Genomic DNA, 23,340 nt, shown 5'->3' on the forward strand with positions numbered 1-23,340 from the left:
TGGGTTCAAATCCCGCCACCCCGACCAGCACGAGGGCCGGTCCTACGGGACCGGCCCTCGTCGTGTTGGGGGCCGAATAGGGGGCCAGGTTGGTTTTCCTCGGCCATGAGTGGCCATCCAGTAGACAGGCACTACTGGATGGCCACACTTTTTTGTCTCGTGGGGAGCCGGGAAACGACCATGGACGAGATCCAACAGATGTCAGCGGCGGCCCTGGTCCGCGCGATCCGGCGCAGGGAGGTCTCCGCCCGGGAGGCCGTCACCGCGCACTTGGAGCGGATCGAGGCGGTGAACCCGGCGATCAACGCGGTGGTCACCGTGGAACCCGAACAGGCCCTCGCGGCCGCGGACGCCGCCGACCGGCGCACCGTTTCCGGCGCCGAGCTGCCGCCCCTGCACGGGCTGCCGATGACCCACAAGGACACCCACGCGGTGGCCGGTATGCGCAGCACCAGCGGATCCCCGGTCTTCGCCGAGCACGTGCCCGTCGAGGACGATCTGGTCATCGCCCGACTGCGCGCGGCAGGCACCATCGCCACCGGGAAGTCCAACGTGCCGGAGTTCGGGGCCGGTTCGCACACCTTCAACGAGGTCTTCGGCACCACGACCAACCCCTATGCCACCGAACGCAGCGCTGGCGGCTCCTCGGGCGGGCTGGCCGCGGCCCTCGCCGCCGGTATCCAGCCGCTCGGCGAGGGGTCGGACGTGGGAGGGTCGCTCCGCATCCCGGCGTCGTTCTGCAACGTGGTCGGCTTCCGTCCGTCCTACGGGGTGCTGCCCGCACCCGCGCTCAACAACGACTGGGCCTGGCTCGGCCGCACCGGGCCCATGGCCCGCGAGGTGTCCGACATCTCGCTGTTCATGTCCGCGGTCGCCGGCCCCTCGGCCCGGGTCCGGCCTCCCGCCCCGCTGACCGGTGCCGACTTCGCCGTGCCCGCAGCCGGGGACCTGTGCGGCGTACGAATCGGCTGGAGTCCCGGCCTCGGGCTCGGTGTTCCCGTGGACCCCGAGGTCCTGGAGGTGCTGAACCGGCAGCTGAGCGTGTTCGAGGACGCCGGAGCCGTCGTGGAGGAGGCCGCTCCCGACCTCACCGGCGCGGACGGGGTCTTCCGGACCACCCGTGCCATCGACTTCGCCGCCGGGCTCGGCTCCCTGGTGCGCGAGCACCGCGACCTCATCAAGCCAGAGGTGGTGTGGAACGTGGAGGCGGGATGGGAACTGGACGCGCGGCAGATCATCGACGCCACCGGGGCGCGGACCCGGCTCGCCGCCGCCGTCCGGGACTTCTACTCGCGCTACGACCTCTTCCTCAGCCCGGCCGCCCAGGTCGTGCCCTTCGACGCCCGGCTGCGCTACCCCGCCGCGGTCGACGGCGTGGAGTCCACGACCTACCTGGACTGGATGCGTTCGGCCTGTGTGCTCTCGGCCACGGGACTGCCCGTGCTGGCGGTACCGGCCGGGTTCACCCCGGCGGGGCTCCCGGTCGGGTTCCAGATGGCCGTGGACCACTACCGGGACGTGGAGGTGCTGCGCTACGCACGGGCCTTCGAAGAGCGCACGCGCTGCGTCGACCGGCGACCGGGGACCGACCACTCGAGGCGCCCCGGGCCGGCTGGCGAGGCCGGACCGGGGCTCGGGCGCGTCCGGGAACCAGCCGTCCACCGGACACACCCTCGACGCACTCAGGCGCCCGGAGGGGATCGTTAGCTGATGTCGACGTCGACGCAGGCGTAGAAGGCCATCTCGGTGTCGGCGACGTTCCAGCGGGCCAGCACGGTCTGCTCGCCGCTGTATCCGGACAGGTCGACGTCGTGGCTGAAGTTGAACGGCGGCTGCGCGCCGCCCTCGTCGAAGCTGTCGACCAGTTCGCCGTCGATGAAGTACTCCCACTCCGCCGTGGCGTGGGCGGCGGTGAGGGTCCACTCGAAGGTGGCGGTGCTGCTGACCGGGGTGACGTCCCAGCCGTAGTTGTCGTCGTCCAGCTCGGAGAAGGCCTCATTGCCTCCGGAGCAGCTCATCAGGCCCTTGGGACCCTCGACGCTCTGCGGCTCCCACTGGATGGGTCCGCACTCGACGGTGCCCTCCGCGCACTGGGCCTGGCGGCTGGGCGGGTCGGAGATGTAACCGTGGGCGCTGGCGGTACCGGCCGGCATCATCGTGAAGACCAGGGCGGTACCGGCGGCGACGGCCGCGGTGGAGCGGATCTTGCTGCGAATGCTCATGAACAGAGCCCTTCTGTGGGTCACGACCTCGGAAGGCCATAGCGGGATGACCCGAACCGTTGCCGGTCCAGGGCGGGCGGGTGCAGGCTCACGGCCGGTTATTTCCGTGAGTCCCGGACGGGGTCCGGGAACTGTCCCTTGGTTTCCGGGAAAGTCCGTCCACCCAGTTCCGATGACGGTAAAGAGCGGGTTACCCGCCGTCAAGACCCCTGTTACCGGTGGGAGTGGAGTGACTCCCGTACCAGTGCGCGGGCCCAAGCGGTGGAGCTCCGGCACCGGTACTGGTCGGCTGTCCCGGTCCGGAGCGCCCGGAACTGGCCCGATGCCCGGCTCCTGGGCGACCGGTCTATCGGGACGAGGACTAGACCAGGAGGTCCCTCCGTGGAGTATCCGGGCAGACCTCACCGAAAGGATAGATTTCCCTTACCTCCGGCCCACGAGGGAATTCGCTGCCCTGTGGGCACCCGTGGACGCGGCAAAACCCGTGGACGGGCCGCGCCCTGCATGGCAGAACGGTGGTCCGATCGACCGACCTGCCGGGCCCGGCCCGGCACCAGCGAGGAGAGGCCGACACCGATGCCCGAACCGCACCCGTTCCCGCCCGGCGTGTTCCCGCCCGGCGTGGAGCCGCCCCCGTACCGGCCTGACGGGGGACGGCCCCAGTTCCTCCCCGGGATCGAACTGTCCCGCGCCCTGTACGGGGAGGCCGTGGCCCCGCTGCTGGGCGGGGTCCCGCACGCGGCGGCGCTGGTGGGAGCGGGTTCGGAGGTGCTGGGCCTGGACACCGAGCGCTCCACCGACCACGACTGGGGGCCGCGCCTCCAGCTGTTCCTCTCCGAAGGCCACCAGCGGGTCTCGGACCTGTTGGCGGAAAAGCTGCCCCAGCGGATCCGCGGCTGGCCCACCCGGTTCGCCCCGGTACCGGACGACCCCGGGGTGCACCAGCTCACCGACGGCACTGAGGGGCGGCACTGCGTGGACACCGCCGAACCCGGAGCGTGGTTGACAGGGGAACTGGGGTTCGACCCGCGCGCCGGGGTGACCACCGCCGACTGGCTGGCCACCCCGACCCAGCGGCTGGCCGGGGTGGTGGGCGGCGCGGTGTTCCACGACGGCACCGGGGAACTCACCGCCGCCCGCCGGGACCTGGCCTGGTACCCGGCCGACGTCTGGCGCTACGTGCTGGCCTGCCAGTGGCGGCGGATCGCCCAGGAGGAACCGTTCGTGGGCCGCTGCGCGGAGGTCGGCGACGAGCTCGGCGAGCGAGTGGTCACCGCCCGGCTCGTCCGCGACCTCATGCGGCTGTGCCTGCTGCTGGCCCGCCGCTACCCGCCCTACTCCAAGTGGCTGGGATCGGCGTTCTCCGCGCTGCCGGACGCGTCAGAGGTGGCCCCGGTGCTGCGCCGGGCACTGACCTCAAATGACCCGGAGCAGGACCTGGCCGAGGCCTACCGGCTGGTGGCCGCGTGGCAGAACCGGACCGGGCTCGCGGAACCGCTGTCGCCCGAGCCCCGCCCCTTCCATTCCCGGCCGTTCCCGGTACTGGATGCCGGGAGGTACACGGAAGCGCTCCTGGAGCGGATCGAGGACCCCGCGCTTGCCGACAGGCCTCCGGTGGGCGCGGTCGACCAGTACGTCGACAGCACCGACGCCTTGGTGCGGCCGGGGCTGCTCCGGACCGTGTCGGCCACCGTCCGGTAGGGGCTGGTCCGGTGGAGATGTCCTCCGGTGGGTGCGCGGTCGGGAAGGAGCCCGGCCGAGTAGGCGTGTGTTGCAGTGCGCGCTCGCGGACACTGTCATACGATCCAGGTATGGGCCGATCGTCCGATCTATCGCCGCTCCGGCGGATCAACGCGGAGGCCTGCCTCCTCGCCGGGGCGGGACGCGCGGTCCTGCTCCAGATCGCGCACCCCAGCGTCGCCCGGGGCGTGGCCGAGCACAGCGATTTCGCCTCCCGCCCCCTCGACCGGCTGCGCGGCACCCTGTACTACGTCTACGGGACAGCGCACGGCACCGAGGAGGAGCGCGAACGCGTCCAAGCCATCGTGCGCGCCATGCACCGCAAGGTACGGGGACCCGGATACAACGCCCTCGACCCCGAACTGCTGCTGTGGGTCGCCGCGACTCTGTACCAAACCGCTGTACGCCTCTACGAACTGACCGTCGCCGAGCTCTCCGAGGAGGAGCACGCCGAGCTCCTGCGCGAGGCCGCGGTGTACGCCACCGCCCTCGGTCTGCCCCCGGAGGAGTGGCCACAGAGCCCGGCGGAGTTCGACGCCTACTGGGAACGTGCGCACGCGCGCTTGGAAGTCAGCCAGGAGGCCCATCGCCTGGCCCAGGAGCTCTTCCGCCCGAACAACCGGCTGCTGTGGCCGCTCACCCTGACCCAGCGCTTCCTCAGCGGGGGCCTGCTGAGCCCGGAACTGCGGAGGGATTTCGGGATCCCCTGGTCGGAGGCCCACCAGCGCCGGTTCGACCTGCTCATGCGCCTCACCCGCAAGGTGTATCCGAAGCTACCGAGGGCAGTGCGCACGCTGCCCGCCCGGTTCTACCTGCGCTCGATGCGCAGGAACGGCGGATGGACGGCGTCGAAGTCACGGTCCAGGAAACCCAAGCGGTCCGGCGGGGTCAGATAGCTGCCAGTGCCTCCCTGGCCTGCTGAGCTTCGGGCAGCCCGAGTTCCTCGAAGGTCCGCAGTGCCTCTGTGAGCAGCTCTCTGGGGTGCACGGCGCCAACGACGGGGTCGGGAAGCCGCCCAAGCGCGAGTGAGGCGCGGGCCAACATGTATGCCTCGCCGCGCTCACTCGCGATCTCCCGGGCTCTCCTGAGCACCTCTGCAGCCTCGTCATAGCGGGAGGCAGCCGCATAAGTCATTCCCAGGTCAGTGAGGATTTCAGAGTCCCCGCTACGGTCCCCCGACTTTTCCGCGAGAGCCAAGGCCTCGTTGTGGGACTCGATTGCCTCTTCCCAACACTCCGCCGACCGGTATGCCAGTCCGAGAGAGTTGTGAACGTAGATCTGGTTGCCCACGAGCCGCAGCTTGATGGAGAGTTCCAACGCTTCGCGCAGGTCCTGGAAGGCGAGCGGGAGGTTTCCCAGCCCAATCCTGGCTTCACCCGTCACGCGCTTGACCCTCGCCCTGACCTCGCTCTGTTCCTCCCCGCCCGACTTCAGTATTGCCTGCTCACCACAGCGAATCGCGTTTTCGTTTTCACCGATCGTCTGATGTAGCACGGCGAGGTTTCCCCACTGCTGCGCTTCCACTCTGACGTTGCCGATTTCAGCGGAACGATCCAGGACGCCCCGGATCGCCACCATTGAATCAGAGAAACGGCCGACTCTCTCATAGACCATACCCAAATTAGCCAAGGCACGAATGGTACCCTTCGAGTCACCGATTTCGTTCAGTAGATCACGAGCTTCCGTCAGGAAATTGAGCGCGTCATCGAAACGGCCTGATATGTAGTGGGCGATTCCGAGGCCAATCAGCATCACGGCCCGCCCACGGTGGTTTCCCTGCTTGTCACTTATCTGGAGCGCCCGCTCCTGCGAGCTGACCAGAAGTCCCATCTGGCCACGCAGTGCGTAGAAGCGCCATACGGCGTCAGCCATGCGCCACGCATGTTCACCGTTGTCGTGTGAAGCGAAGTGTTCGATCGCATCAGTCAGATTTTCCTGATGCAGCGAGAACCATTTCTCCGCGCCTTCGGCGCCGGAGATATCCGTTCGGTACCTGGAGCTCAAACTGTCCGAGTCGTCACCATGTACGCGCGGCCCTAGGAGCTCTGCGGCGTGCTGAGCCGTGGACAGATAGTACTCCGCCAGGCGGGACCTGGCCCTCGCGGACTCGTCGTGCCCGAACTCCTCGACCGCACGCTTATGCGCGAAAACCCGGATCAGATCGTGCAGACCGTAGACGTCCCCCTGCGGTTCATCCAGCAGGCAGACGCCGACGAGCTCTTGGAGCGTGTCATCTGCCTCCTCCATCGACGTTCCAAGCAGGGACGAGGCACCGGCAAGGTCGATGGTGTGCCCGATCATCAGGCCCAGCAGAAGAAAGGCCCGGCGCTGTTCGGGGTTGAGACTCTGGAAGGAAAGATCGATAGCCAACTCGACGCTCTGGCCTTCGACGCGCAGTTCGTGGAGTTTTCGGTCCCTCTCTCCGAGCCTCCTGGCCACGTGTGCGAACGACCACCTGGGGCGACTGAGCATTCGACCGGCGATCACCCGCAAGGCGAGCGGAAGACCACCGCATATACGTGTGATCTCGCGCGCCTGGCCAAGTTCGTTCCGTACTTTCTCATCTCCCAGAACTCGCCCCAGGAGTTCTAGTGATGACCTTTCATCGAACATACCGAGCGAGATGAAACGGGCACCACTGAGCCCGGACAACTCATTGCGGGTCGTGATGAGGGTGATCGACCCGGGGGAGGACAACAACAACGGGCTCACCTGAGCGTAGCTCGCCGCGTTGTCCAGGATGAGGAGTGCCTTGCGCCCCATAAGGGTCGCTCGCCACAGTGCTGACCGCTCCTCCAAGGACTCGGGTACAGCCCTTGGCTCGACCCCCACGGCACGCAGCAGGACACCGAGTGCGGAGGCCGCGTCGAGCGGCTCCTTGTTCGACGTGTATCCGTAGAGGTCGATGAACAGTTGGCCGTCAGGGTATTTCTTGGCGAACTCGTGTCCGAACCGAACCGCAGTCGTGGTCTTACCCTCGCCACCCGACCCGGTAATGACACAAACCTTGGCCCGCTGCTCGTCGGAGAAGGCCAGTTCCTGCAGCTTCTCCAACGGCTCCTGCCGGCCGGTGAAGTCGGTCAGGTCACGGGGAAGGTCATTGCGGACCAGGTAGGGACCGGCGGAGTCCGCCAGCGGCGCGCTGGCTGGGTTCTCCCTCGAAATCTCCCCAGCGTCCTCTTGGAGGATCCGGGTGTGCAGACCGACGAGCTCCGGCCCGGGGTCGACGCCGAGCTCCTCCGCGAGTCTGGATCTGAACTCCTCGTACACGGCCAGCGCCCTGGCACGCTCATTGTTTCGCCACTGCGCGGAGATGAGCAGATGGTGCAACCGCTCCCCGAACGGTTGCTCGCTGACGAGCGGGCTCAGGACTGAGGCCACATCGCCGTAACGACCAAGGTCCATGGCATGCGACGCCCAGGCGATGACGGCGGACCAGCGTTCCTCGACCAAAGGGGTGACAACTGAGTGGTCAAGGTATTCGGAACCAACCCCAGAGAAGGGGGCACCACGCCAGCACCGCAGCGCCTGGTCCAGCAGCTCGACAGCGGTTTCCGGATCACTGTCGGCCGCGCGCCTCCTTAGGCTGCGGAATCGGTGCAGATCAACGCTCTCCGGATCGACATCCAGAACGTAACCGCCCTGGGTCGTGGAGATACTTCCTGGAATAATACGGCGCAGGTGCGAGACTTGGACCTGAATAACCGAACGCGCTGTGCGCGGGGGATCATCACTCCAGAGATAGCCGATGATCTGGTCAACGGTGACCTCCCGCCCTAGGTGCACCAATAGCGCACCTAGTACACAGCGCTGGCGTGGTCCGCCGACCGGAATCGGTCTGCCATCGGACCAGACGGTGATGGGGCCAAGCACTCCGAATTCCACAAGCAGCCACCCTAGCAAGGGGAATGGACCGTGAAGTGGAATCATGGCATGCCAACGGCTCCGAGCATCACCCTCCATAGAGACACTCGGAGTGACCGTTGGACTACCTTACGGAGAAGTCACTTGTCGTCGCCGGACTTCTCCTCAGCCGGAGCGGACTCGGCGGGCTTCTCCTCGGAAGGGGCAGGCTGCTCGCCGCCGTCGGGGTCGCGCAGGGGGCTCATCTTCGCCGTGATCTCGGCTCCGGCGATGATCGCCTCGAACTGCTCGTCCACGGTCAGCATCTTCGGCACTCGAACTCCTTTGCGTACAGCACTCGTGTAGAGCCGCAATGTAGCCCTACGTCGTCTACGAAGCATCATCAGGACTCACCGCCTTCCGGCGGAACGGCCACCCGCGGCGCGGCCGCCTCAGCTACGCCACGGGTGGCTTGTGTCCAACGAACGTCGGACCGGATGGGACCACGAGCCGTCCTCTCGTGGAGACCGATCGCGTCGAACGTGCATCACACTAGAGAGATTCTCTTGCGCTCTGCTTTCAACCGGCTTTCAGCACCCCCATGAAACCCAAGGTCGTAGCGCCGCTACCCATTGTTGACTCCTGGCCTTATCGGGGCGACCACGGTCCGCATCCAACACTTCAGGTAACTACACGAACACGCCCGAGCGGTTCTTCGGGACTCCGTTTCCGGAGCACAAGGGGAAGCCCTGAACGCTTTCGGAAGCGGGGTACGGGACTAGGGCGTGTTCAGCGGACACTTACCCTGCTGCGCGTCGCCCCAGCGGCACTGTCACTGCGCATCTCTCAGTCGACAGCCAAACCCGGGCGGGCCCCCGCTGTGCGATGCTGCCGAGCTTGCGAGGCAGTGCACAGTAGGGGAACTCCTTCTTCGGCCTTGTGCCAGCACCACTGGATGCGCCGCTCGCGACGGGCAGCATCCACCGAACACCTAGAAGTTACCCGGGCGGCCCCACACTGAACATCATCGACCTTGAAAGGGCGGGCCGCGGCCGAACCATAAGATTTGACCTGGCCTCTTCCGGCCACCAGCCGGTCTTCAGAGGTGATCACGGGCCGCTTCGCCCGCTTTCCGCCTACACTTCGGCCTCGTGGTTCACCATGTCAGCGAGGCCGACGTCCCCAATCGGCCCACCCTCCTCGGGAGTCCCCTAGCGCGCGCCGCGGTCCTGTCCGCGATCGGTGCGGTCTTGGCGCTCGGTGTGCTCGTCGTGGCCGTGTTCGGCGGGCTGGAGAAGGCCGACGCGCTCGCCGATCCCGAACCGGCCGGGACCGAGTTGGCCAACGACCTGATCCGTCTCGCCCCGCACGAGGCCCGGGTGGTCTCCGACGAGTCCGACGACTTCCTGCAGGTCCGGGCGGACATCGAGATGCACGGGTCCGAGCGGCCGGTCGGGACCTTCGACGCGATCGAATCGGCCGTGGCGCACATCGGGCCCTCCGACGACGCCCTCGAGGACCCCGACCTCCTCTTCCAGCGCATGCCGGAGGGATACGTGTCCCACCTGCAGCCGCACATGTTCGAGGAGGACGCGATCATCTCCTGGCCCCTGCCGGACGGGATGGCACCGGACGAGGTGGACGACGTGCGGGTGGCGGTGCACGAGGTCGAACGGATCGAGGCCCGCGGCGGCGGGGGCATCCTGTGGGTGGCCGACGACGGCCTCGTGGGTTCCGTCTCCGTGCCGCTCGAGGAGGCCGGACCGTGAACCGAGCCCTCTCCGTGCTGGTCTGCCTGGCCATGATCGCCCTCATCCCCGTCCTCCAGTACTTCATCGTCAGCGATGAGGACGCGGTCGGGCCGATCACCACCTCCGGTGACGAGAACGAGGCAGTGAGCACCGACGATTTCAGCGTCGAAGTCGCCGAGGTCGACCTCACCAGCTCCCTGTCGGTCCCCAGCGGCCTCGGCGAGGGTGGCGAGACGGTGGAGGCCAACGGCGCCTGGGTAGTCGTCTGGGCGCGTCTCACGGCCGCACACACCACCATCGACACGTTCCCCGCCGAGCTCCAGATGGCGGACGGCACCACCTACTTCGAACGCGGTTGGTTCACCGATACCCTCGACCGCGAGTCCCTGTCCCCCGGACTCCCCCTGCAGGGCGCCTTCGTCTTCGAGGTCCCCGTCGAGCAGATCGACGAGCCCGCCCTGGTGGTGACGCACGCCGAGGGCTACGACGGCCGTCTGGGCGCCCAGGCCTCGATTGACTTGGGCCTGACCGAAACCGAACCCTCCGACGAGCCCGTCGCCCTGCTCCCGCCGGAGATCCAGACCGGGGAGGACACCCATGCGACCGAATGACCCCCACGGGCCGCGGCCCCAGGGGTGGCACCCCGGACAAGCTCCCTGGCAACCGCCTCAGGGTCCTCCGCCCTCCCACCCCCGGCCGCCACAAGGGCCGCCACCGGCCGCCCACCCGCAACCGGGCCCGACCCAGCAACCACCGCAGGGACCTCCCGCACCCCCGGTGCCCCCTGGCCAACAGGGCTACGGACCGCCCGGACAGCACTGGCACCGGCCGCCGAACCAGCAGCCCCAGCACCCCGCCGCCGAGGCCACCCGGTCCGGCCGGGGACGACGGCGCCGTACCGAACCCCCGAGCGCTAGCGGGCTCCGACACGCGCGCCCCCTGTGGAAACGCCTGCACCTGCCGTACGTGGCGGCTCTGCTGGTGCTCCTGCCGGTCATGCTCGGCTGGCCCTACTGGACCGAGCTCAACGAGGGCCGGGAACACGGGCTCATCCCCCCGGAGGCCGAGCCCGTGTCGGAGGAGACCGCCACCCTCGCCGGAAGCGAGTGGCACATGCTCGGCTACCTCACCGGGTACCTGGAGGACAACCCGCCCCCGCCGGACGGGGTCGAGCTCGTCGACGCGGGCTTCCGCGTCACCCCCGACGACGAGGACGCCAGCGCACTGCTGCAGTCGTACTGCCGTTTCAAGGCGGTGGACGAGGACGGCCGCTCCTGGGAACCGGTCCCCGAGTACAGCATGCGCAGCCTGGCCGACGACCCCGGTTCGACCATGGGCGGTTGTGCCGACGGCGAGGGCCAGGCCATCGCACCGGGCTCCGAACAGACCTTGGTGCTGTCGTTCCTGGTCCCCGAGGACGTGGCGGAGGAGCTGCGCTTCGAGGTCACCGTGGCCACCTCCGACAGCGAGGAGGGGCCCAGCCCGGAAGCGCTGCTTTTCGAGGCCGAGCCCATGGAGTGAGCCACCGCGAACGGCCCCGCCAGGCCGCGGCGCCCCGCGGCCGTCCGTCACCTCCGCGGCCGTCCGTCACACATCCCCGGACTCCTTCCCGTTCAGCCCCGGTGGCGGCGCTGGCCCGCCGCTGGCCGCCGTAGGGCGTGCCCGGCCACCTGCCACACGCGTCGGCCGGTGCTGTTCCCCTCCGCCCGGCGCAGCGCGATCTCGAAGGCCGCGGCCAGAAGGCACAGGCGCATCAGCATGTGCAGGGCCTCGACGGCGAAGTCGACCGGCTGCAGCCACGGCCACAGCTCGCCCTGGAACCGGCCGGGTCCGAGCAGGACGAACACGCCGCGGTTCAACAGGCTGAAGACCAGGTCCAGGAGCACGAAGAACACGCAGAAGGACAGGTAGAACACCGGACCGGAGCGGAACACGAAGCGGACCGCGTTCACGCAGGGGAGGAACTGCTCCCGGAGCCCGGAGGCGGCGTTGCGGCCGAACAGTCTGCTCAGGCGCGCCGCTCCCGCCACCGCGGTCCCGAAGCGTCCGTGCCGGCGCTGGTCGAAGAGCGCTTCCTGGTCGTCGATCTGGGCCCGGTAGACCACGGCGGTGATGGTGAGCCACAGCATCGGGCCGAGGAAGCCCTCCTTGACCGCGGTCCACACGGCCGCGAGCGCGGCGGTCACCCCGGCGGCGAACTCGGGGACGTTGACGAGGTCACCGAGCCCGTCGAGGCCGTTGGTGTAGGCGGTCTCGACCGCCACCCAGGCGACACGCGTCGACATCCAGTCCTGGGCGAGGCCGACCATGGCACCGAGCGAGAAGATCACCATGAACATCCACACGCCCTCGAAGAGCGCGGTGAGTATGCCCAGCACCGGGTTGCGGCCGCTGTTGTAGAAGTGGCCGCAGACGCGGCGCAGGCCCCAGGCGAGCAGCGCGATCACCAAGGGCAGTCCGAACCAGGTGAGTTCGGTCGGGGCCGCGAAGGCCTCCACACCCGCGGTGTTCAGCAGGCTGATGCTGTAGGTGTTGTACTCCTCCTCGATCAGCCCCCAGGCCCCGTAGAAGATCAGGAACGGCAGGATGGCCAGCGCCACCCCGTCGACCACCCGGCGCTCGCCCTCCGCGAACCCGCTCCGCCTGTTCCGCCGGACGACCTCGGACCCCAGTTCGGTGTCGACCAGCCGGAGCCCCGGCCTGAGCAGCTGGAACATGAGGACGAAGGTGACCAGCGTGACGAGCAGCGTGAGCCCGAGCCCCGCGAGGGAAAGGGCCGGGTTCACTTCGATGAAAGCCACCAGACCGCGCATGAGCAGGGTGTGCAGGAGCATCCCGGCGGTGTAGACGCACAGCAGGGGAGCCCAGTGGCGTCGGGCGAGGTCGAGCGCGTAGACGGGAAGGAAGGCTGCGGAAGAGGTCATACGGGCCATAGGTTCAAGAGATTAGCGGGAATGTCCCACTCGTTTTCCGGTTGTCCACAGGCAGGCGGGTGGCCGGACCCTTGATCGCCGGACGCGAGCAACCGCTCAGGTTGGAGGAGCTTGATGCAGGAGGGCGACGGAAACGGCTGGGTGGAACTGGCTGACGGCTCCAAGAGGTGGGGGCTGTACGGTGCCGCCGGGCTGCTGTTGTACGCCACCGACATGACCGGTTCCGGTCACGTGCTGCTGCAGCACCGGGCGGGCTGGACCCACATGGGCGGCACCTGGGGCATCCCCGGCGGCGCCCGCAACCGCGACGAGAGCCCGCTGGAAGCCGCCGTGCGCGAGTTCCGCGAGGAGGTCGCGGGCGACCTCGGGGACTACACCGTCCTGGGCAGCCACGAACAGGACCTGACGGTGTGGCGCTACGACACGTTCCTGCTCCGGATCCCGAACCTGGCCCCGTTCCGCCCCGGCAACGCGGAGAGCAAGGAGATCCGATGGGTCCCGGCCAGCACCGCCGAGGCGCTTCCCCTGCTCCCCGCCTTCCGCACGGCCTGGCCGCACCTGTACGCCGGGCTGCGTTCCGCGTCGGTCGGCCCCGGGGATGCGGCGAACCCCGACACCCGGGGCACTTCCCAGGCCGGTTGATCGTTGACACCAGAGGGGGACAACGTGCGCACCTCTGGGATAGTTCGTACCGGTACCCGATGCCAGGTGCCGGGGACCCTCCTAGGGGGTAAGTCAGGGACGTGCCCTGATGTGTGTACAGCCCTGACATTGCATGCTGAAGGGAACGGCCCTGCGATGAGTGGGCGCCACGCGATTCGACTGGAGCTGTGAACATGACGCTGGAGCGCGGTAACGCATTCACTCCCGTCGCCTCGGCGACGATGATCTGGCCGTGGGGGGCATCCATCGTCGGCGGTTCGGTCGCCGGCGCCCTCTCCTTCCTGACCAACTTCGGCATGGCCGGGATCCCCGGCGCGGTGACCACCGGCATCTTCTTCTTCGCCCTGATCGGCGGGATCGGCGGGGTGCTGAGCAGCAAGGGTGACCGCCGGGGCCGCCGGTGGGCCGCCAACTACCCGTTCCGTTACGCGTCCGCACCGGCACTGCTCGGTGGCGGCGGCGCCGCCGTGGTGAGCTACATCGCCTCGGTGGTCGGCAGCTTCGCGATCTTCGGCGGCCTGTTCACGGCGGCCTTCACCGGCCTGTGGGTGGGTCTGGCCCTCTGGGTCATCATCGGTGTCATCGCGATGGTCGCCGGAAACAAGAGCTAAGGGATTCGGTTGGTGATCGGCGCCACCGTGATGGTGGTGGGGAACAAGAGGGCTTAGGCTCGATGTTTTCCGCCTTGGAGCGGATGGACGGACCACACCTCACCTACGGGAGACAACCGGCGCCGATGACTGAAGCTGCTCGTCAGAAGATGGTCGAGCGGGTCCGCGGGCTCCTTCGCATGGCGGAGGACCCCGCGGTTACTGATGCCGAGAGCCAGGCGTTCACCGCCAAGGCCGCTGAGCTGATGACCCGCCACGCGATCGCCGAGGCTGAGGCCCGCGCCGAAAGAGGCGAGGAACCGGACGCGATCAGCCGCATGGACTACACCGTTTCGGGGGTGGGCGGCCACGGGAAGGCCCGGGTCCGGGCGCTGGCCGACATCGCCGCCGCCTACGGGTGCCAGTCGGCGGTCCGGGGAAACAACTCCGAGAACACCGAGCGCACCATCATCCTGGTGGGAACCATCGACGCACTGGACGCGCTGCGCATGCTGATGCCGTCGATCTCCATGCAGATGGAGGCCTCGGCGAAGTTCATGAGTTCCGCCCACGTGGCCGATATCCGGGAACTGCGCAACTACACCCGCTCCGCCCTGGAGACCGAACGCAAGCGTTACTACCGTTCGTTCGTGCGCGCCTACGGTCAGGCGGTGGCCGAACGCATTCGCGACTTCCGGGCGCGCCTTCAGGAAATGGCTTCCCCGGACGGGGAATCGGGCGTCACTCAGGGTGATGGCGAGAAGGGTTCCGCACGCGGCGCGGAGTTGGTACTCAAGGACGATGTCCACCGGGTGACCGAAGAGTTCCACAAGCAGTTCCCACAGTTGCGCAAACACCGGCCCGAGCGCACGCACAGCGCCGCCGGATACCGCGCTGGCTACCGCCGCGGGCGGCAGGCTGAGCTCGGTCTGGACACCCCCGTGACCACTGGTCGGGCGTCCTCTCTGGCCGACGGCGAATAGCTCTGCGCGCGGAGTTGTCCACAGGCTGTGCACAGTTTCCGAGTCAACACCGTTTTCCCTTGTCACAGCGGAAATTCGGGTCGATTCGACGGGCAGTTCGGACCTCTGGGAGGGCCGATCACCCCGGGTTATCCACAGGCTTGCGAACAGCCTGTGGATAACTTGTGGACAGCCCTGTGGGCAACGTTCCCAAGAACGGGAAAACCGCTGGTCAAGTAATACGCAACGGCTGGACAAGGTAGCGGAATACCGGGTCCTCGCCCTCCTTCGCCGGAACATCGGTGAACACCGCGGGTTTCGTGGGCTCGGTGAAGTTCAGGTAGGCCGTACCGCTCCCCGCACCGTTGAGCCCGTCGACCAGGTAGTCGGGCTTGAAGGCCAGCTTGATCGGCTCCCCCTCGTACCCCACCTCGATGGCCTCCACGGCCTGCGCGTCCTCGCCCGAACCCGCTTCCAGAACGACCTCACCCTCCGTGAAAGCGAGCCGCAGCGGGGTGTTTCGGTCCGCCACCAGGGCGACCCGTTTCACGGCCTCCAGCAGCGGCGCGACGGCGACCTCGGCCCGTCCGGAGAACTCTGTGGGGAACCAGGCGTCGTACTTGACGAAGTCACTGTCGATCAGCCGGGTGGTGCTCCGGCGCTCACCGTTCTCGAAGCCGATCATGCCCTCGCCCGGCGAGAGGCTGACCCCCTCACCCACCTGGACGGTGGACAGGGCGATGTCCACGTTGCTCTGGTTGATCAGCCCTCGGACCGTGTTGGACAGGGTGCGGGCGGGCACGAGCGCGGACAGGTCGATCCCCGGGTCCTCCGGCTGCCACCAGAGCTCGCGCACCGCGATCCGGTACCGGTCGGTGGCCACCACCCGCAGGGTGTCCCCGGAGAAGTCCAGGTAGGCACCGGTGAGCATCGGCAGCGTGTCGTCCCGGCTGGCCGCGGGGGTCACCTGGCGCACGGCAGTGGTGAGGGCGTCGGACGACACCGAGCCGATCCTGCCCGGCATGCCGGGCAGGCTGGGATAATCCTCCAGCGGCATGGTGATCAGGGTGAACTTGGCGGCCCCGCCGCTGACCAGGACCTTGGGGCCGTCGGTCTCGATGGACACCGTGCCGGTGGGGAGGTTGTTCACGATCTCGGCGAGCAGCCGCCCGGGCACCAGTGCCGCCCCGGGCTCCTCCGACAGGACCTCCACGGAGGCCCTGGTGGAGACCTCGTAGTCGAATCCGGACAGGTGCAGCGCGCTGCCGTCGGCGGAGACCTCCATCCGCATCCCCGCGAGAACGGGGACCGCGTGCCTGGTGGGCAGGGCCCGAGCGGTCCATGCGACCGCCTCCGCGAACGCGTCGCGATCCACTCGAAGTTTCACTGCACTGCCTCCTGGTCGACCGACTGGCTTCCAGGTCAACGTACCCAGCGGTACCGACAATCGACAGGCCCCGAGTGGGCCCCGTGAAAAGGCCTGTGACAGGGGAATGCCCCGGCCGGACGGGCGGAAGGGGTGTCTGACCGGGGCGGTTGAGGGGGGACGCCCGAGCGGGGTGCCCGTGCGCCGGGCGCCGACCCGGCTGGCGGCGCTACTTCCGGTTGGGGCGCAGCGTCCAGACGACGGTCATCCTGCCGGTGACGGTGCCGTCGTCGGTGCGCAGCTCGATGTCGACGGGGAACTCGGGGCGCTTGCCCTCGTCCAGCTCAGCGACGATCTCGTCCCGCGTGCGCCCCAGGGTGGCGTCCGCGGTGACGTCGCCCATGGCGAGCTTGAGGTAGCGGATCTCGGCGCTCACGGCCAGCGGAACGGCCCGCTCCAACTGGTCGCCGAAGGTGCCGATCACGATGGCGCCCGAAGCCGACTCGGCCAGCGTGAACATGGCGCCCGCGTGCGGGCCGCCGACGTGGTTGTGGTGCTCTGCGTTGTCGGGCAGGCGCATGACGGCACGCCCGTGGTCCAGCTCGCTGAAGGTCACTCCCAGGGTCCGCGCGAAGGGAACCGCGGCGAGGAACCCGGACTTGACCATCTCCGCCGTCTCGGCGTCCATTTTCTCCATACCCCAAGGTTACTCACGAGTAACCAACGAACGCCACCCCAACCGGCCCTTCAACGAGGTAACTCCGGTATCCACGCGAACCCGTCCCCGCCGTGGGCTACCATGTCTGGCGGAGAGTCACTCTCCCCTAGGAGGGTTCGCATAGCGGCCGAGTGCAGTGCTCTTGAAAAGCACCAAGTCCTTGACGGGGCTTCGTGGGTTCAAATCCCACACCCTCCGCGGCGAGAAGGCCGCCCACCGGAGCGGTGGGCGGCCTTCGTCATGCAGTGGGTTCTACCGCCGCCAAGGCTCCGCAGGCGCTTGCCCCGCCCGGTGGTGGGAGGGGAGACTGCCTCACGAGCCATGGAGGTGCATGTATGGCCTTGGTGCGTAGGGGATCCCGGCGTATCACCGTGGACGGCGAGGTCTACCGTTGGCGTACACGCCGCCGACCGACATACGGGCAGGGCCTGGGCCAGTCGTCCATGACCTTCGCCGTCGAGCTCGCGGAATCCCATGGGCAGGTGCTCGTGGTGGATACCGGTCGTCTTCGCCCTGACAACTGGCTGGGGCTCGGCCCCGTTGCTCCCGTCACACCGGGCGTGGTCGCCGCTGCCGTCCGACAAGCTCTGCATGAGGGGTGGAACCCCCGGGCAGCGGGCGCGCCCCGCCATGTGACACTCTCCTAGCTCCCGATATACGGCTACGCCAGCGACGCCCCTGACGGAAAGCTGTGGGCCACCGGAGCAGGCTGAACCGGGCTCGCGGAAGGGGCCCGGCCGGAGCTCCCTCCCGGCCGGGCCCCTTCGGCACGGGCAGCTAGTTCTCCTCGTCGGCGTGCTTGGGGAGGACCACCACCGGGATGTGCGAGCGGTGCAGGACCCCCTGGCTCACCGAACCAAGCAGCAGGCCCCGCACGGTGCCCCGGCCCCGGGAGCCCACGACGATGGCGTCGGCCTCCTTCGCGGCCTCCAGGAGGGCGTCTACCGGGCTGGCCTGGGTCCGCACCACGCTGACCTCGACGTTGATGTCCTCGCGCTGGTCGTCCATGACGTCGGCGATGAGTTCGGCGACGACCTTCTCGGACTGCATCTCGAACACGTCGTCCTGCGGCTGGTAGCCGGCGGCGGTCATCGCTATCGGGTCGTACGGGTACGGCACCTCCCAGCTGTTGACCACCACGAGGTCGGCGTCGGTCTCCGCCGCCATAGACACGGCCAGGCCCAGGGCCCTCCGGGCGGTCGGGGAATCGTCGACACCGACGACGATCCGGTCGAGCTTGGTGGTGGCCGGTTTGCCCTGGTTGTCCGAAGGGACCACCACGACCGGGCACGGGGCCTGGGCGGACACGCGCACGCTGACCGAGCCCACGAGCATCGACTTCACCGTGCCCATACCCCGCGTACCCAACACGATCAGGTCACCGGGATGGCTCTGCCGGATCAGCGCCAGCGGCGCCTCCTCCAGGGCCGTGAAGGTCTCGACGTCCACCGACGGCTCCGCCTCGTGGATCAGCTCGACGGCGGACTCCAGGATCTCGGTCGCCTGACCCGAGATCTCGTCGGTGGGCTGGAACCGTTCAGGTCCGCCGTAGGCCGACACGATCAGCGGCATACCCAGCGCGTACACGACATGGAGCGGAGCCCCCCGGCGCACCGACTCGGCCGCGGCCCACTCCAGTGCGGCACGCGAGTGGTCGGACCCGTCCGCGCCCACTACTACCTTGGCCGGACGCTCATTGCTCTTAGCCATAAGTTCCCCCTTAGGGCGTTTCGCCCTTGGCGCTGTCCACCATCATCACCGAGTAGAGCCGGATCATGCGGCAACGGCACGGGAGAAAAGGTCCCTTTACCGCCCGACCTTGGTCCCTCAGTCCGTCTCGTCGGCGTGCGGTGGCAGCACGGCGACCGCGCCCTTCGCGTGGTGCAGGACGCCCTGGCTGACCGAACCCATCACCAGGCCCCGGACACCGCCGCGCCCGCGGGAACCCACCACGATGAGGTCGGCGTCCTCCCCGGCCTTCAGCAGGGCCTCGACGGGGTCCGCCTGCATCCGGACGGCGCTGATGTCCAGGTTCTCGGTCCGGTCGTCGATCACTTCGGCCAGCACACCGGCGACGACCTCCTCGGACTGGCGGTCGAAGACTTCCTCGTGCAGCGACTGGGCGTCGGCCGCCAGCGACGCCGCATCCTGCGGCAGCGGTACCTCCCAGCTGTTGACGACCACCACCTCGGAGTCGGTGGCCAGCGCGTGTTCCAAGGCGAAACGCAGGGCCCTGCGCGAGGAGTCGGAGCCGTCCACGCCGACGACCACCCGCCCCTCGTGCCGACCCCGCTCTCCCTCCGGCACGACGACCACCGGGCAGGGCGCGTGCGACGAGGCACGCACACTCACCGAACCGAGCATGATCGCCCGTACCGCGCCCAGGCCCCGGGAACCGACGACGATGATGTCCCGGTGTCCGGCCTCGTTGAGCAGGACCGCCGGCGCGTCCTCCTGGGCCAGCGCCGTGGCCACGTCCAGGCCGGGCTGCGCCTCGCGCGCGTACTCGGCGCTCTCGGTGAGCAGTGCGTGCCCGGCCTCCCTGGCCGCCTCGCCGGCCTTGTACCGCCCCGACTTCGTGTTGGAGAAGGTTCCCGTCACCGTCGGCGTACCGAGGCCGTGGACGATCCGGAGCTGCTCGCTGCGCCTCGCTGCCGCCGCCGTCGCCCAGGCCAGGGCCGCGCGGGCGGCGGGTGAGCCGTCCACCCCCGCGATGACCGTCGGCGGGCGTTCCTGTGCGTTCATGTCCTCCCCTTCCCCCTCCCCTCCATTGTCGGGATCGGGCGGCGAGAAGCCAGAGTCGGACGGTGCCGCGCGTAATCGGCCCCTCCCGCGGATTCCTCGGATCCCCCGGACCACCCTCTTCCACAAGCCTTCGGCCACTCTCTCCCCGTCCTCCCTGCTTGCCCTAGCGTGCGAACGCCTCTCCCACACCCGCGGCCAGCTGCAGGTAGGAGTCCTTGGTGGCGGGCGCGAGCTGGTCCAGGTCCACCTCGGCACCCTCCTCCAGGTGTCCGTCCCAAGGCACCCGCACCACGGAGCGGCAGCGTCCGGAGAAGTGCTCCTCCAACCGGTTGAGGTCCACACTGCTCTTACTGTTGGAGCGCACCATGGACAGCACCACCACGGCGCTCTGCACCAGGTTTCCGTGCCCGTGTGCCTCCAACCAGTCGAGGGTGGCGCTCGCGCTGCGCGCCCCGTCCACGGAGGCCGAGCTCACCAGCACCACCTGGTCGGCGAGTCCGAGAACGCCGCGCATGGCCGCGTGCAGCAGGCCCGTTCCGCAGTCGGTGATGCAGATCGAGTAGAAGTGCTCGACGATCCGGGCGACCTCGCGGTAGTCCGCGTCGCTGAAGGCCTCCGAGACCGCGGGGTCCCGGTCGGAGGCGAGGATCTCCAGGCGGCTGGGGGCCTGCGAGGTGAACCCGCGGATGTCCGCGTAGCGCGACACCAGGTGGCGCTCGTTGAGCAGGTCCCGGATGGTCGCGGCGGTCTCCAGGCGCACCTTGTCCGAAAGCGTGCCCCGGTCCGGGTTGGCGTCGACCGCGAGGACCCGGTCACCGCGCAGGGAGGCCAGGGTGGCGCCCAGGGCGACCGTGGTGGTGGTCTTGCCCACCCCGCCCTTGAGGCTGAGCACCGCCACGCGGTGGTGTCCCTGCGCGACCGGGGTGCAGGCCCGGGCCACGAGCTCGCGCTGGCGCAGCACCTTCGCGGACTCGCCCGGGTTGATCAGTCCGAGGCTGGCGGCGTGCACGGCCTTGCGCCATCCGGTGCTCGGTCCGTGACGGCGGTTGCGGACCAGGGTCGCCGCGTTGAGCGAGTCGGAGGTCTCCCCGTGCTCCTGCTCGGGTCGACGGGTCGGCGCGGCCCCGGTAGCGGTCCGCGGCGAGGGGGCGGGTCCGGGGTCGCGCGGACCGGTCAGGGACGACGGCGGGCTCGGGGCGGCGGGCGGGCTCGCCTCGGGTGGTGGGCTCGACGCGGCGGGCGGTTCGGTCCGCTCCGCGGGAAGCGTGCCGTCGGAACCGGTGTCCCGGCGGCCGCTGCTCCAAGGGCTCGGCGATCCGAGGAAGTCCGTGTCCTCGTCCTCGTCGGCGGGAGCTGGCGCGGAGCGTGCGACCGGGGGAGACGGCGGGCCCAGGCGTTCGGTGCGCTCCGCACGGTCGGCCTCCAACGGCGGCAGCTGCTCGGGTTCGGGGACCTCCGGGTCCTTGCGCAGCTTCCGAGGCCCCAAGGGGTCCGGGTCCTCTCCGCCGGGGCGGGCGGGGCGCTGCGGTCGGCGCTCCTCACGCCACGGCTGCGAGTTCGGCGGCTCCGGCGGCCAAGGGCGGCTTCGGGGCCCCGGCATCAGGCGAACCGTGCTGCTGCGCATCTCCTCGGGGTCGTCGAGGGTGTCCTCGTCGTCCAGGCCTCCCTCTTCCTCGTCGGGGGCCGGCCCCTGGAAGGCGGTACCCGGCAACGGGGGCGGTGTGTCCTCGGGAAGCCGTGCGTAGGGGGGCGGCGGGGGTGCCGCGCCCTCGAAACCGCCGAACCACTGTTCCCTGGGGGTGGGGGAGGAGGCCGCCGGGCCCGACGTGTCCTCGGTCGCGGACTCGCCGAACTCCTCGGAGTCGTCCGTCGGCCGCCAGATCGACTCCCGGTCCCGCGACTCCGACTCAGTGCCTGACCCGTTCTGTTCGTGCTGTGCCACCGGGGCTCTCCTGCGTCGAGGGGGCGTTTCGTGGAGGTAGGACGTCCCCGAGGAGGTGTCGGGATCGTCCCTCGAGTGTTCTCTTACCCCCACAAGCACAGCAAAGCATCATCGAAGGCCTGCTGAACAGAGCGATCCGGGGACGTAGCCCCGCCCGCCCACCGTGGGTACTGTCAGCCACATGCACGCGATCCGAATCACCGAACCGGGCGGACCCGAGGTCCTCGCCTGGTCCGAGGTCCCCGACCCCGTCCTCCAAGAGGGCGAGGTCCTGGTGGACGTGGCAGCCAGCGCCGTCAACCGGGCCGATGTGGCCCAACGTCAAGGAAACTACCCACCGCCGCCCGGCGCCTCCGAGTACCCGGGCCTGGAGTGCTCGGGAACCGTAGCGGAACTGGGTCCCGGCACCGAAGGCTCGGGATGGTCCGTAGGGGACCGGGTCTGCGCCCTGCTGACCGGCGGGGGTTACGCCGAACGGGTCGCCGTGCCCGTGGGCCAGCTCCTCCCGGTCCCCTCCGGGGTCGGCCTGGAGACGGCCGCCGCCCTACCCGAGGTCGCCTGTACCGTGTGGTCCAACCTGGTCATGGTGGGCGGCCTGCGCGCCGGACAGACCGTCCTGCTGCACGGAGGCGGCAGCGGGATCGGTACGTTCGCCATCCAGTTCGCCCGTGCCCTGGGCGCGCGCGTGGCGGTCACCGCAGGCAGCGAGGAGAAGCTGGAGCGCTGCCGTGAGCTGGGCGCCGCGATCACCGTGAACTACCGGGACGAGGACTTCACCGAACGCGTGCGCGCCGAGGGCGGTGCCGACCTGATCCTGGACATCATGGGCGGCTCCTACCTGGACGCGAACCTGCGTTCGCTGAACACCGACGGCCGGCTCGTGATCATCGGCCTGATGGGCGGACGCCAGTCCGACATCAACCTGGGCCGCATGCTGGTCAAGCGGCTCTCCGTCCAGGCGACCACGCTGCGCTCCCGACCCGCCGCGGAAAAGGCCGCCATCGTCTCGGGAGTACTCGAGCAGGTTTGGCCGTTGGTTGAGGAAGGAACCATCCGCCCCGTCGTGGACCGCACGGTACCCCTGGGGGACGCGGCGGAGGCGCATCGCGTCATGGAGTCGAGCGCGCACACCGGAAAGATCGTTCTCACCCGTTGACAGCGTGCCGAACACAGCCGGATAGGGGATCGATGAGCAACGCAGACAACCAGAAGGAGCAGCCCCAGGTCTTGGTCGTGGGTGCCGACGAGCACGGCGCAGACGGGGCCGAAGAGGGGTCGGGGGAGCCGAGGACGCTCGCCGACATGGTGGAGCAGCCCGCCAAGGTCATGCGGATCGGCAGCATGATCCGGCAGCTGCTGGACGAGGTGAAGGCGGCTCCGCTGGACGAGGCCAGCCGCACCCGGTTGAAGGAGATCCACACCTCCTCGATCAAGGAGCTGGAGGACGGGCTCGCGCCCGAGCTCATCGAGGAACTGGAGCGGCTGACCCTGCCCTTCGCCGACGGTTCGGCGCCCAGCGACGCCGAGCTGCGGATCGCCCAGGCCCAGCTGGTGGGCTGGTTGGAGGGTCTCTTCCACGGCATCCAGACCACGCTGTTCGCGCAGCAGATGGCGGCCCGCGCCCAGCTGGAGAACATGCGCCAGGCGCTCCCGCCGGGGCTCTCCGACCTCCAGGACGGAGGCCAGGGCCAGGGCAAGGGCGCCGAGGGGTCCTCGCCCATGAGTTCGGGCCCCTACCTGTAACTGGTTGGTCCAGCGCACAGGAACGGAGCCCGACCCACGCGCGTGGGTCGGGCTCCGTTTTCGCGTCCGGGCGGGCTGGTCTGCCCCGCCGGCGGTTCTGCCGGCCGAAGGCCCTACTGCTT

General features: G+C 69.0%; 21 protein-coding genes and 1 tRNA gene. 13 read left to right on the forward strand and 9 right to left on the reverse strand.

Annotated elements, in window-relative coordinates; genetic code table 11:
• The first annotated feature begins 180 nt into the window (after window positions 1–180).
• The gene (locus ACYVD1_RS08665) at window positions 181–1,707 is read left to right on the forward strand and encodes an amidase family protein (protein WP_460770053.1); all 1,527 of its coding nucleotides are present in this window, start codon (window positions 181–183) and stop codon (window positions 1,705–1,707) included.
• On the opposite strand, the gene ACYVD1_RS08670 is transcribed toward ACYVD1_RS08665, so the two are convergent.
• Window positions 1,704–2,222: a lytic polysaccharide monooxygenase auxiliary activity family 9 protein gene (locus ACYVD1_RS08670; protein WP_460770056.1), complete on the reverse strand. Its 519-nt coding sequence runs from the start codon at window positions 2,220–2,222 to the stop codon at window positions 1,704–1,706. The two genes, ACYVD1_RS08665 and ACYVD1_RS08670, sit on opposite strands and share 4 nt — an antisense overlap.
• A gap of 576 nt (window positions 2,223–2,798) precedes the next feature.
• On the opposite strand from ACYVD1_RS08670, the gene ACYVD1_RS08675 reads away from it, so the two are divergent.
• Entirely contained in the window at window positions 2,799–3,923 is a 1,125-nt protein-coding gene (locus tag ACYVD1_RS08675) for a DUF4037 domain-containing protein (RefSeq protein ID WP_460770059.1), read from the forward strand.
• A gap of 110 nt (window positions 3,924–4,033) precedes the next feature.
• A complete protein-coding gene (locus ACYVD1_RS08680) occupies window positions 4,034–4,858 on the forward strand; it encodes an oxygenase MpaB family protein (RefSeq protein ID WP_460770061.1) in 825 nt (274 codons plus the stop codon).
• Here the strand turns inward: ACYVD1_RS08680 and ACYVD1_RS08685 are convergent.
• Both ACYVD1_RS08685 and ACYVD1_RS08690 read right to left on the reverse strand, forming a co-directional pair.
• On the reverse strand, window positions 4,851–7,835 hold the full coding sequence (locus ACYVD1_RS08685) for an AfsR/SARP family transcriptional regulator (protein ID WP_460770063.1): 2,985 nt from the start codon (window positions 7,833–7,835) through the stop codon (window positions 4,851–4,853). The genes ACYVD1_RS08680 and ACYVD1_RS08685 overlap by 8 nt on opposite strands.
• 131 nt (window positions 7,836–7,966) lie before the next feature.
• The gene (locus ACYVD1_RS08690; protein WP_460747618.1) at window positions 7,967–8,140 is read right to left on the reverse strand and encodes a hypothetical protein; all 174 of its coding nucleotides are present in this window, start codon (window positions 8,138–8,140) and stop codon (window positions 7,967–7,969) included.
• Between the two features lie 816 nt (window positions 8,141–8,956).
• Between ACYVD1_RS08690 and ACYVD1_RS08695 the strand changes: the two genes are divergently transcribed.
• The 3 genes from ACYVD1_RS08695 to ACYVD1_RS08705 all read left to right on the forward strand — a co-directional run bounded on the left by ACYVD1_RS08695 (window position 8,957) and on the right by ACYVD1_RS08705 (window position 11,077).
• Entirely contained in the window at window positions 8,957–9,574 is a 618-nt protein-coding gene (locus ACYVD1_RS08695; RefSeq protein ID WP_460770065.1) for a hypothetical protein, read from the forward strand.
• Entirely contained in the window at window positions 9,571–10,167 is a 597-nt protein-coding gene (locus tag ACYVD1_RS08700) for a DUF4352 domain-containing protein (RefSeq protein ID WP_460770067.1), read from the forward strand. The genes ACYVD1_RS08695 and ACYVD1_RS08700 overlap by 4 nt, the downstream gene beginning before the upstream one ends.
• A 166-nt stretch (window positions 10,168–10,333) precedes the next feature.
• On the forward strand, window positions 10,334–11,077 hold the full coding sequence (locus ACYVD1_RS08705) for a hypothetical protein (protein WP_460770069.1): 744 nt from the start codon (window positions 10,334–10,336) through the stop codon (window positions 11,075–11,077).
• A gap of 92 nt (window positions 11,078–11,169) precedes the next feature.
• Here the strand turns inward: ACYVD1_RS08705 and ACYVD1_RS08710 are convergent, their stop codons facing one another.
• On the reverse strand, window positions 11,170–12,480 hold the full coding sequence (locus ACYVD1_RS08710; protein WP_460770071.1) for a hypothetical protein: 1,311 nt from the start codon (window positions 12,478–12,480) through the stop codon (window positions 11,170–11,172).
• Between the two features lie 123 nt (window positions 12,481–12,603).
• Between ACYVD1_RS08710 and ACYVD1_RS08715 the strand changes: the two genes are divergently transcribed.
• From ACYVD1_RS08715 to ACYVD1_RS08725, 3 genes are all read left to right on the forward strand, one after another.
• Window positions 12,604–13,131 (forward strand): NUDIX hydrolase, encoded by a 528-nt coding sequence (locus ACYVD1_RS08715; RefSeq protein WP_460770073.1) that lies wholly within the window; start codon window positions 12,604–12,606, stop codon window positions 13,129–13,131.
• 194 nt (window positions 13,132–13,325) lie between these two features.
• On the forward strand, window positions 13,326–13,763 hold the full coding sequence (locus ACYVD1_RS08720; RefSeq protein WP_460770075.1) for a hypothetical protein: 438 nt from the start codon (window positions 13,326–13,328) through the stop codon (window positions 13,761–13,763).
• Window positions 13,764–13,912: 149 nt separating this feature from the next.
• Window positions 13,913–14,725, forward strand: coding sequence for a DUF2786 domain-containing protein (locus tag ACYVD1_RS08725; RefSeq protein WP_460770229.1), 813 nt, complete (start codon window positions 13,913–13,915; stop codon window positions 14,723–14,725).
• A gap of 211 nt (window positions 14,726–14,936) precedes the next feature.
• On the opposite strand, the gene dnaN is transcribed toward ACYVD1_RS08725, so the two are convergent.
• Both dnaN and ACYVD1_RS08735 read right to left on the reverse strand, forming a co-directional pair.
• A complete protein-coding gene (dnaN, locus tag ACYVD1_RS08730) occupies window positions 14,937–16,079 on the reverse strand; it encodes a DNA polymerase III subunit beta (RefSeq protein WP_460770231.1) in 1,143 nt (380 codons plus the stop codon).
• A 220-nt stretch (window positions 16,080–16,299) separates the two neighbouring features.
• Window positions 16,300–16,758 (reverse strand): DUF4442 domain-containing protein, encoded by a 459-nt coding sequence (locus tag ACYVD1_RS08735; protein WP_460770233.1) that lies wholly within the window; start codon window positions 16,756–16,758, stop codon window positions 16,300–16,302.
• A 139-nt stretch (window positions 16,759–16,897) separates the two neighbouring features.
• On the opposite strand from ACYVD1_RS08735, the gene ACYVD1_RS08740 reads away from it, so the two are divergent.
• Window positions 16,898–16,986 (forward strand) — tRNA-Ser (locus ACYVD1_RS08740).
• A 137-nt stretch (window positions 16,987–17,123) separates the two neighbouring features.
• A complete protein-coding gene (locus ACYVD1_RS08745) occupies window positions 17,124–17,435 on the forward strand; it encodes a hypothetical protein (RefSeq protein ID WP_460770078.1) in 312 nt (103 codons plus the stop codon).
• A gap of 130 nt (window positions 17,436–17,565) precedes the next feature.
• On the opposite strand, the gene ACYVD1_RS08750 is transcribed toward ACYVD1_RS08745, so the two are convergent.
• The 3 genes from ACYVD1_RS08750 to ACYVD1_RS08760 all read right to left on the reverse strand — a co-directional run bounded on the left by ACYVD1_RS08750 (window position 17,566) and on the right by ACYVD1_RS08760 (window position 21,475).
• Complete coding sequence (locus ACYVD1_RS08750) at window positions 17,566–18,498, reverse strand: universal stress protein (RefSeq protein WP_460770082.1); 933 nt, start codon at window positions 18,496–18,498, stop codon at window positions 17,566–17,568.
• Window positions 18,499–18,615: 117 nt separating this feature from the next.
• Window positions 18,616–19,533, reverse strand: coding sequence for a universal stress protein (locus tag ACYVD1_RS08755; protein ID WP_460770085.1), 918 nt, complete (start codon window positions 19,531–19,533; stop codon window positions 18,616–18,618).
• Window positions 19,534–19,696: 163 nt separating this feature from the next.
• Window positions 19,697–21,475, reverse strand: a complete 1,779-nt coding sequence (locus ACYVD1_RS08760; protein ID WP_460770087.1) for a MinD/ParA family ATP-binding protein — start codon at window positions 21,473–21,475, stop codon at window positions 19,697–19,699.
• 181 nt (window positions 21,476–21,656) lie between these two features.
• Between ACYVD1_RS08760 and ACYVD1_RS08765 the strand changes: the two genes are divergently transcribed.
• Complete coding sequence (locus ACYVD1_RS08765) at window positions 21,657–22,631, forward strand: NAD(P)H-quinone oxidoreductase (RefSeq protein ID WP_460770089.1); 975 nt, start codon at window positions 21,657–21,659, stop codon at window positions 22,629–22,631.
• Window positions 22,632–22,663: 32 nt separating this feature from the next.
• On the forward strand, window positions 22,664–23,218 hold the full coding sequence (locus ACYVD1_RS08770) for a bacterial proteasome activator family protein (protein WP_460770093.1): 555 nt from the start codon (window positions 22,664–22,666) through the stop codon (window positions 23,216–23,218).
• The last annotated feature ends 122 nt before the right edge of the window (window positions 23,219–23,340 follow it).

It is taken from the genome of Nocardiopsis nanhaiensis (assembly GCF_054778635.1).